The sequence below is a fragment of the Neorhizobium sp. T7_12 genome (assembly GCF_002968535.1).
Classification (GTDB): domain Bacteria; phylum Pseudomonadota; class Alphaproteobacteria; order Rhizobiales; family Rhizobiaceae; genus Neorhizobium; species Neorhizobium tomejilense.
This window is the reverse complement of record NZ_PVBK01000017.1, coordinates 105,120-114,013: the sequence shown is the minus strand read 5'-3', so window position 1 is coordinate 114,013 and position 8,894 is coordinate 105,120. Positions and strand designations below refer to the sequence as shown.

7 protein-coding genes are annotated in these 8,894 nt (G+C 63.3%); 4 read left to right on the top strand and 3 right to left on the bottom strand.

Annotated elements, in window-relative coordinates; genetic code table 11:
- Positions 1–187: 187 nt before the first annotated feature.
- Both C5J26_RS26210 and C5J26_RS26205 read right to left on the bottom strand, forming a co-directional pair.
- Complete coding sequence (locus C5J26_RS26210; RefSeq protein ID WP_105404440.1) at positions 188–634, bottom strand: thermonuclease family protein; 447 nt, start codon at positions 632–634, stop codon at positions 188–190.
- 49 nt (positions 635–683) lie between these two features.
- Positions 684–902 carry a DUF1674 domain-containing protein gene (locus tag C5J26_RS26205; protein WP_105404437.1) on the bottom strand — a complete coding sequence of 73 codons (219 nt, stop codon included), beginning with the start codon at positions 900–902 and terminating at the stop codon, positions 684–686.
- Between the two features lie 123 nt (positions 903–1,025).
- Here C5J26_RS26205 and htpX point away from each other — a divergent pair, with 123 nt between their 5' ends.
- The 4 genes from htpX (at position 1,026) to purH (ending at position 6,898) form a co-directional block, all read left to right on the top strand.
- On the top strand, positions 1,026–2,003 hold the full coding sequence (htpX, locus tag C5J26_RS26200) for a zinc metalloprotease HtpX (RefSeq protein ID WP_105404436.1): 978 nt from the start codon (positions 1,026–1,028) through the stop codon (positions 2,001–2,003).
- Complete coding sequence (locus C5J26_RS26195; RefSeq protein ID WP_105404435.1) at positions 2,000–3,412, top strand: RsmB/NOP family class I SAM-dependent RNA methyltransferase; 1,413 nt, start codon at positions 2,000–2,002, stop codon at positions 3,410–3,412. The genes htpX and C5J26_RS26195 overlap by 4 nt, the downstream gene beginning before the upstream one ends.
- Positions 3,413–3,512: 100 nt before the next feature.
- Complete coding sequence (locus tag C5J26_RS26190) at positions 3,513–5,195, top strand: heparinase II/III family protein (protein ID WP_105404434.1); 1,683 nt, start codon at positions 3,513–3,515, stop codon at positions 5,193–5,195.
- Between the two features lie 86 nt (positions 5,196–5,281).
- Positions 5,282–6,898, top strand: coding sequence for a bifunctional phosphoribosylaminoimidazolecarboxamide formyltransferase/IMP cyclohydrolase (purH, locus tag C5J26_RS26185; protein WP_105404433.1), 1,617 nt, complete (start codon positions 5,282–5,284; stop codon positions 6,896–6,898).
- Between the two features lie 598 nt (positions 6,899–7,496).
- Here the strand turns inward: purH and C5J26_RS26175 are convergent.
- Positions 7,497–8,885, bottom strand: coding sequence for an MFS transporter (locus C5J26_RS26175; RefSeq protein WP_105404431.1), 1,389 nt, complete (start codon positions 8,883–8,885; stop codon positions 7,497–7,499).
- Between the last annotated feature and the right edge of the window lie 9 nt (positions 8,886–8,894).

Here is an 8,894-nt window from a genome sequence, read left to right as displayed (position 1 = left end):
TGCCGAAAACCCGCTCCGGCAAGATCATGCGCCGCATCCTGCGCAAGATCGCAGAGGACGACTTCGGCGCGCTCGGGGATATCTCGACGCTTGCCGATCCCGGCGTGGTCGACGACCTGATCGCCAACCGCCAGAACAAGGCGGGCTGATCGAACCCAAAGGCCGCTCGGGAAACTGGGCGGCCTTTTCAGTTGAGGTCGCAGGTCTCGCGCGGCTTGCGTCCGCCATCATAGGTCTGCACGAGGCCAGCGAGCAGCAGGTCGCCGCCGGCGCTGCGGCCATCGGAGAGCACCACGTCCGCGACAATGCGGCCGAAATATTTGTCGCCGGAAATATGGGTGAGCTGAATCTTGCGTGATTGGGCGGTCAGCGCTTCGAGCGCCCGTTGGGCGTCGATGCCCGCCTCACGAAGCCGCTCGCATTTCGATTTCAGTTCCGGCGCATCGATGCCCCGAATACGCACATAAACTTCCATCTTCTGCTGTGGCCAGGGCTGCGCTTCGACCAGAAGCGTATCGCCGTCGATGACCCGCAGGATTTCGGCTGCCACCGGCCCGGAAATCTCGTCACGCGCTTCCGCTTTGGTGGCGAACACCGCGACGATGCCAGTGAGAATCAGAAGCGACTTGATCATGAAGAGGAATAAATTCCGATCCATTAGCGAAGTCAATAGGAATATTTGCTTAGAAATCGATCGCCCGGCCGTTGATCTCCCAGTCACCGAAGCGGGCGGGGTCGGCACCGCCGCGGCCGCCGAATTCTTGCGGCGTTTCGGCCTTGGCGGCCACCTGGCGGCGTTCCTCGGCTTCCTTGAGCGCGCGCTCGGCGGCTGGGGAAAGTGGCTTCTTGGGCGCACCTTCTTCCGGTACGATTTCTGAATTGTCGTTATCTGCGCTTTGCATCGTGGGCTTCGCCGGGTGGATTATTGAAAATTCTGGTCGAATTGACCACATCATAGGGCGTTCGGGCCCAGTGGAAAACCCTTTAACCGCCCTGGGACGATATCGGCAACGGGAGAGATGACGATGAATGTAATGCGCACCGCCATGCTTCTGGCCTTCATGACGGCCCTCTTCATGGGGATCGGCTTTCTGATCGGCGGCACGGGCGGCATGATGATCGCGTTGGTGATCGCTGCCGGGATGAACCTGTTTTCCTACTGGAATTCCGACAAGATGGTTCTGTCGGCCTATCATGCGCAGGAGGTCGATGCGCGCAGCGCGCCGGAATTCTACAACATGATCCGCGATCTTTCGGCCAATGCCGGCCTGCCGATGCCGAAAGTCTATGTCTACGACAATCCGCAGCCGAATGCCTTTGCGACCGGCCGCAACCCGCAGAACGCCGCGGTCGCGGCTTCCACCGGGCTGATGCAGCGGCTGACGCATGAGGAAGTGGCGGGCGTGATGGCGCATGAACTCGCGCATATCCAGAACCGCGATACGCTGACGATGACGATCACCGCGACGCTTGCCGGCGCGATCTCGATGCTCGGCAATTTCGCCTTCTTCTTCGGCGGCAACCGCGAAAACAACAATCCGCTCGGTTTCGTCGGCGTGCTGGTGGCGATGATCGTCGCTCCGTTCGCGGCGATGCTGGTGCAGATGGCGATCAGCCGGACACGCGAATATTCGGCCGACCGTCGCGGTGCAGAGATCTGCGGCAACCCGTTGTGGCTCGCTTCCGCACTTGGCAAGATCGCCGGTGCGGCGCATCAGATCCCTAACTACGAGGCCGAGCGCAACCCGGCCACGGCGCATATGTTCATCATCAACCCGCTGTCGGGCGAGCGCATGGACAACCTGTTCTCGACCCACCCGGACACCGGCAACCGGATCGCCGCGCTGCAGCAGATGGCCGGCCAGTTCCCCGGTGGTTCTCGGGCCAGTGCCTCGACGGCCGGGTTCCAGGCTGATAGACCGCAGCGCACCGCGCGCTCCGTTCCGAATACCGGTTGGGGTCGTCGCGGCTCGAATGAACCGCGCAAAGGTCCCTGGTCTTGAACGAAGCCAAGAAAAACAAGAAGTCATACAAGCCATCGGGAAAACCAGCGGAACAGCGCAGGAAGCCGGCACACTCGCAGCAGGAAAGCGGTCCCTTCAAGGCAGGCCTCGAGGTTCGGGTCACCGCCGCAAAACTTCTGGCGGCCGTCGTCGACCGAAAGATTTCGCTCGACGGCATGCTCGACCTCGTCCATGGCAATCCGGCCTATAGGGCGCTCAGCGATGCCGATCGGGCGCTGACGCGCGCCATCCTCAACACCGCGCTACGCCATCTGCCGCGCATCGAGGCGGCGATCGCTTCGCTGATCGACACGCCGCTGCCGGAGGGCGCTCGGGCGCTTCACCACGTGCTGGTGATTGCTGCCGCACAGATCCTGCATCTCGACGTGCCGCCGCATGCCGCGGTCGACCTCGCGGTCGAACAGGCCAATCGCGACCCGCGCAACCGCCGTTTCGCCAAGCTGGTGAATGCGGTCCTGCGCCGGCTGGACCGGGAAAAGGACGATATCCTTGCTGCGACCGCCACCATTTCCCCGGTGCCGGCCTGGTTCCGCAAGCGCCTGGTCGCCCTCTATGGCGAGGTGGAGGCGGATCGTATCGCCGAAGCTCAGCTCGTTCCGGCTGCCATCGACCTGACGGTCAAATCCGATCCCGCAGCCTGGGCCGAAAAGCTCGGCGGCACGGTTCTGCCGACCGGCAGCATCCGCCTTGCGGCCTTCGATGGCGCGGTTTCCGCGCTCGAAGGGTTCGATGAAGGTGTCTGGTGGGTGCAGGATGTCGCCGCCAGCATTCCCGCAAAGCTGTTCGGCGACCTGAAGGGCAAGAAGGTCGCCGACCTCTGCGCCGCTCCCGGCGGCAAGACGGCACAGCTGATCGCGGCCGGTGCCGAGGTGATCGCAGTCGAGCAATCCGGCAACCGGCTGGCACGGCTGAAAGAAAACCTCGGGCGGCTCGGTTACGAGGCGGAACTGGTCGGCGGCGACCTTTTCGATTTCAAGCCGGCGGAACCGCTTGATGGCGTGCTGCTCGATGCGCCCTGTTCCTCGACCGGCACGACGCGCCGGCATCCGGATGTGTTCTGGACCAAGGGACCGGAGGATGTGACGAAGCTCGCCGCTCTGCAGGAAAAGATGCTGCGGCACGCCGTCACGCTGGTGAAACCGGGCGGCATTATCGTTTTCTCCAACTGCTCGCTCGATTCGCTGGAGGGGGAGGAACTGGTCGTGCGCGTGCTCAAGGACCATCCCGAATTGAAACGCGTGGCCGTCAACCCTGAGGACTGGCCGGGACTGGAGGGGGCGATCTCGCCGCTCGGCGAATTCCGCACCACGCCGGCCATGCTGCCCGCCAGCGAAAATTTTGTTGGCGGCATGGATGGCTTCTTCGCGAGCGTCCTTCAGGTGCGGTAAGGTTTTCTTCACCATACGGACTGATACTTTCGAACAATCTAATAGTTGATTCCCGCCGGCGGGGCGGAGGCTGATTCCTGCGGAGTATTCCAGATTGAAGATGCGGCTCGCGGATCGCCGAAGGCTGATGTCCTTCGGCTTGCGGGAAATCTGGCGACGCCTTTGCCGGCGTTCCGCCGGATTCCGCCTGGCCGCGACCTCGTTTTCCATGCAGGTGCCGGATCGGCTGATCGTCGCGCCGACTGATCTGAGGGCGCTCGATCCGTTCGTGGCGGAGGAAATCCTGGAAGGGCGGTTCCCGCTCGCGGGGCGGATCCTCGAAACCTACGGTCAATCGCCGTTCTCCGTCGAGCTGCCGTCGCGAGCCGCGGCAGAGCGGCTGCATTCTTTTGCCTGGCTCCGCCATATCCGCACCAACAAGACGGAAGCTGCCTGTGCCAGCGCCCGACAGGTGGTCGCGGACTGGATCGCGCTTTATGGTCGACGGCCGCAGGGCATTGCGTGGGAAGCGCATGTCGCAGCGGAGCGGGTGATCGCCTGGCTTTCGCATTCCACCGTCGTGCTGCAGGGCGCAGAAGCCGGCTTCTACCGCCGCTTCATGAAAAGCCTCGCCTATCAGGTCCGGTATCTGAGGAAGATAGCCGGCTGCACGCCGGAGGGCGATACGCGGCTGAGGCTCAGGATCGCGCTTGCCATGGCCTCGATCTCGATGCCGACACGGGCCGCCTATATCAGGCGCGAGGGTAGGCGCCTGGATCGGGAGCTTGAACGTCAGATCCTTGCCGATGGCGGGCATGTGTCGCGCAATCCGCGTGCGGTGCTCGACCTGCTGATCGATCTCCTGCCGCTTCGTCAGACCTATATCAATCTTGGCCATGACCTGCCGCAAAAACTCATTCCGACGATCGATCGCATGTATCCGGCGCTCCGCTTCTTCCGGCATCAGGATGGGGATCTGGCGCTGTTCAACGGCGCGAGCTCGACGCCCGCGAGCGAGCTGATGTCGGTGCTGCGTTATGACGAGACAGCCGGCAAGCCGTTCAAGGCGCTGCCGCACATGAACTATCATCGCCTCTCGGCGGACGGCACGACGCTGATCGTCGATACCGGCCGCCCGCTCTCTCCAGGGCTTTCTCGTGGGGCGCATGCGGGCTGCCTGTCCTTCGAGATGTCGGCCGGCCGGCACCGCTTCATCGTCAATTGCGGTTCGCCGAAATATGCAGGGCGGAACTACCGGCACATGGCACGCTCGACGCCCGCCCATTCGACGGTGACGCTGAACGAAACGTCGTCCAGCCGCATCATCCGGTCCCGGTTCGCAGGCTCGATGCTGCTCGGCGGCGTGTCGGAAGTGGAGGTCGAGCGCTGGGACGACTTGCATGGCAATGACTGGCTGCGGGCCAGCCACGACGGCTACGTCCACCAGTTCGGTTATTTCCACGAACGCGAGATCGGCCTCAATGTGAAGGGCAACAAGATCAAGGGCCACGATAGGCTCTTCCTGCCGGAGGGCGAGGTGGCCGAAAGCGGGCCGTTCCTGGCGGTGGCGCGTTTCCACATCCATCCGGTCATCACGCTGTCGCGCCGGGACGAGGAGAGCGTCAGTATGCGTGCGCCGGATGGAGAGACCTGGATCTTTGCGGCACCGGGGCTGCAGGTGATGATCGACGAGGACATCTTCTTTGCCGACGTCTCCGGCGTGCGGCCGAGCCAGCAGCTCGTCATCGAGTTTTCTCCGCCGGAGACTTCGGAAATACGCTGGATGCTGAGACGCGGCGAATAGGCCGTTTCTTCTTCCGCCAAGCTGTGCTAACGGGCGGCCATCTTACCTTCGCGCCGGGTACCGCGGCGCCTTTCCAGGAGAGACCGATGGCCGTCGTTTCCAAGAAAATCCCCGCTCCCGACCGCATCAGGATCCGCACCGCGCTGCTCTCGGTCTCCGACAAGACCGGTATCATCGAGCTTGCCAAGGCCCTCACCGAGCGGGGCGTGAAGCTGCTGTCGACGGGCGGTACGCACAAGGCGATCGCCGCCGCGGGCCTTGCCGTGACCGACGTGTCGGAAGTCACCGGTTTTCCGGAAATCATGGACGGGCGGGTGAAGACGCTGCACCCGACCGTGCACGGCGGCCTGCTGGCGATCCGCGACGACGCGGAACATGTCGCCGCGATGAAGGAACACGATATCGAAGGCATCGATCTTGCCGTCATCAACCTCTACCCGTTCGAGGAAGTGCGCGCCGCCGGCGGCGACTATCCGACGACGGTCGAGAATATCGATATCGGCGGGCCGGCGATGATCCGCGCGTCCGCCAAGAACCATGCCTATGTGACCACCGTCACCGATCCTTCCGACTATCCGGCACTGATCGAGGCGCTGCGCTCGAATGACGGGCAGACCGTCTATGCCTTCCGCCAGAAGCTCGCCGCCAAGGCCTATGCCCGCACGGCCGCCTATGACACGGCGATCTCGAACTGGTTTGCGGAAGCGCTCGACATTGAAATCCCGCGCTACCGGACGATCGGCGGCGTGCTGAAAGAAGAGATGCGCTACGGCGAGAACCCGCACCAGAGCGCCGGCTTCTACGTGACCGGCGAAAACCGCCCGGGCGTGGCGACCGCAAAACTGCTTCAGGGCAAGCAGCTTTCCTACAACAATATCAACGATACGGACGGCGCCTTCGAGCTGATCGCCGAATTCTCGCCGGAAAAGGCGCCGGCCTGCGCGATCATCAAGCATGCCAACCCTTGCGGTGTGGCGACCGGTCCGAGCCTCAAAGACGCTTATCTCAGGGCGCTCGCCTGCGATTCCACCTCGGCCTTCGGTGGCATCATTGCGGTCAATCAGCTTCTCGACGCGGAGACGGCCGAAGAGATCGTCAAGTTGTTCACGGAAGTGATCATTGCGCCGGCGGTTTCCGACGAGGCCCAGGCGATCATCGCTGCCAAGAAGAACCTGCGCCTGCTGGTCACCGGCGGCTTGCCGGACCCGCGTTCGCGCGGCCTGACGGCGAAGACCGTTTCGGGCGGCCTACTGGTCCAGACCCGCGACAACGGCATGGTCGAGGACATCGACCTGCGCGTCGTCACAAAACGCGCGCCGACGCCGACCGAACTCGAAGACATGAAGTTCGCCTTCAAGGTCGCCAAGCACGTGAAGTCGAATGCGGTCGTCTACGCCAAGAACGGCCAGACGGCCGGTATCGGCGCCGGCCAGATGAGCCGCATCGATTCCGCCCGCATTGCCGGCATCAAGGCGGAAGAGGCGGCCAGGGCCATGGGCTGGGCCGAGCCGATGACCAAGGGTTCCGCGGTCGCCTCGGAAGCGTTCTTCCCGTTCGCGGACGGCCTGCTTTCGGCCATTGCCGCCGGTGCCACGGCGGTCATCCAGCCGGGCGGCTCGATGCGCGACGACGAGGTGATCGCTGCTGCCGACGAGCATGGCGTGGCGATGGTGTTTACCGGAATGCGGCATTTCCGGCATTGAGAGGCTTTCAGGCACACTCGATTGCCTTCGCGGGATACGCGGTCGGTTCGCTGAAATCGACGTCATCGATTTCCGGCCCCTCGGCCAACACTCCGGAGCCCCCGCGCAGTCTCCTGCCGTGGTTTTCAAAGATCGGAGAGCCCACACGAATGCGGAACCTCATAGTAAAATAATAGTATGGCTCCGCATTCGCGTGGCCTTCGGCGTCTTCTCGGGGCTTCCGGCCCCTACAGGTGATCATCTCGCCTCGCTGCGTGGCTTTATTTGCGATCTCCTTTCGGGAAACCTTGCCACTTGCACGGCTCAACCGAACCGGACATGGCTGTCCGGGGGAGGCTTGATAGGAAGGCTTGCCTTTCGACGCGCACTCCATGGCTTTCACCTCCCTGACCTTTCCTGCACGTTACAGGTCCAATCAGGGCGCCGGCCTCCGCCTGCCCGCGAACGTCTCGCGAAACACTCCGGCGACGGAAGCGAGGGGATTGTAGGCATGGATCAAGAGGGCGGGGAAATGCGGGGATGAAATTTTCTTGGGGGTGTGCCGTGGGACACCTATCCGCCCTGCCGCCATCTCCCCCGCAAGCAGCGCCGATCCCGCTTATTTCGAAGACCTGTTTGCCGGATACGGCGTCGCAAGCAGCAGCAGCAACCCTGCCACGAGGAAGATCAGCAGCGTCGCCATGCCGAGCCGGGCGGAGCCGCTGGCATAGGTCATGAGTGAGAAGAACAGCGTGGCGAGGAAGCTCGTCGCCCGGCCGGAGAGCGCGTAGATGCCGAAATATCGGCCGGTCTCGGAAAGGCTGACGCTGCGGGCGAGATAGGATCTGGACGAGGCCTGGACGGGGCCGAAGGCGATGCCGATCAGCAATCCGAACAGGATATAGGCTTTTTCCGCCGCGGTGCCGAACAGGCCGCCGCTATCCTCTGCCGAAAGAGGCAGAAGGCCGAAAAAGACGAAGCCGGGGCCGGTGGAAATGATGCCGAGGGTTGCCACCAGCAACAGGACGAGGCTGATGATCACGACGATCTTCGAGCCGAGCAGGCGGTCGAGCCACCCGGCGACGATGCAGCCGAAAATCGCCACGACATTCAGGATGATGCCGTAGATGCCGATCTCGATCGTCGCCCAGCCGAACATCCCGGCCGCAAACGTGCCGCCGAGGATCAGCAGGCCGTTGACGCCGTCCTGGTAGAGCATGCGGGCGACCAGGAATTTCGCGATACCTGTACGCTGCCTCAGGTCCCGCAGCGTGCCGCCAAGTTCCCTTATACCGGAGCGGACCGCCGCGGCGAGCGGCAGGCCCTTTTTGGCGTCCGGCGTGAAGAAGAACATCGGCAGGATGAACAGGAAATACCAGAGGGCGGAGATCGGACCGGTGATCCGCGCGTCCTCGCCGAGATGCGGGTCGAGGCCAAAAAGCGGAGGGATGCCGATCAGCGTTTTGCCGCTTTCGGGATTGGCGGCAAGCAGCGCCACGACGGCGATCAGCACGATCATGCCGCCGAGATAACCAAGCCCCCAGGCGACGTTGGAGATCCGCCCGACATCCGCCTTGGAGACCAGCCGCGGCATCATCGAATCATTGAAGACGGTTGAGAACTCCGCGGCGATCGATGCGAAGATCATGAAGATCATCGGCCAGATGATCGGAGAACCGGGCTCTGCGAACCAGAGGGCCGAGACACAGGCGATCTTGATCATCGCAAAAAAGGCGATCCACGGTTTGCGGGGGCCGGCCTGGTCGGCGATCGAGCCGAGGATGGGGGAGAAGACGGCGATGACCAGCGACGAGACCGTCGCCATGTTGCTCCACGCCGCCTGCGCCGAGACCGGGTCCTCGGTCAGCCGGGAGACGAAATAGGGGCCGAAGATGAAGGTGGTGACGACGGTGAAGAACGGCTGGGCCGCCCAGTCGAAGAACATCCAGCCCCAGATGCCGCGCCGGCTCGCTTTTGCCGGCGCTTCGTCCACATCAGTAACGGCCATTTTTCCCCC

What these genes read in the sequence shown, in the direction of transcription:
- C5J26_RS26210 (WP_105404440.1), bottom strand. Translation starts at nt 634, where the DNA reads ATGATCAAGTCGCTTCTGATTCTCACTGGCATCGTCGCGGTGTTCGCC.
- C5J26_RS26205 (WP_105404437.1), bottom strand. Translation starts at nt 902, where the DNA reads ATGCAAAGCGCAGATAACGACAATTCAGAAATCGTACCGGAAGAAGGT.
- htpX (WP_105404436.1), top strand. Translation starts at nt 1,026, where the DNA reads ATGAATGTAATGCGCACCGCCATGCTTCTGGCCTTCATGACGGCCCTC.
- C5J26_RS26190 (WP_105404434.1), top strand. Translation starts at nt 3,513, where the DNA reads ATGCGGCTCGCGGATCGCCGAAGGCTGATGTCCTTCGGCTTGCGGGAA.
- purH (WP_105404433.1), top strand. Translation starts at nt 5,282, where the DNA reads ATGGCCGTCGTTTCCAAGAAAATCCCCGCTCCCGACCGCATCAGGATC.
- C5J26_RS26175 (WP_105404431.1), bottom strand. Translation starts at nt 8,885, where the DNA reads ATGGCCGTTACTGATGTGGACGAAGCGCCGGCAAAAGCGAGCCGGCGC.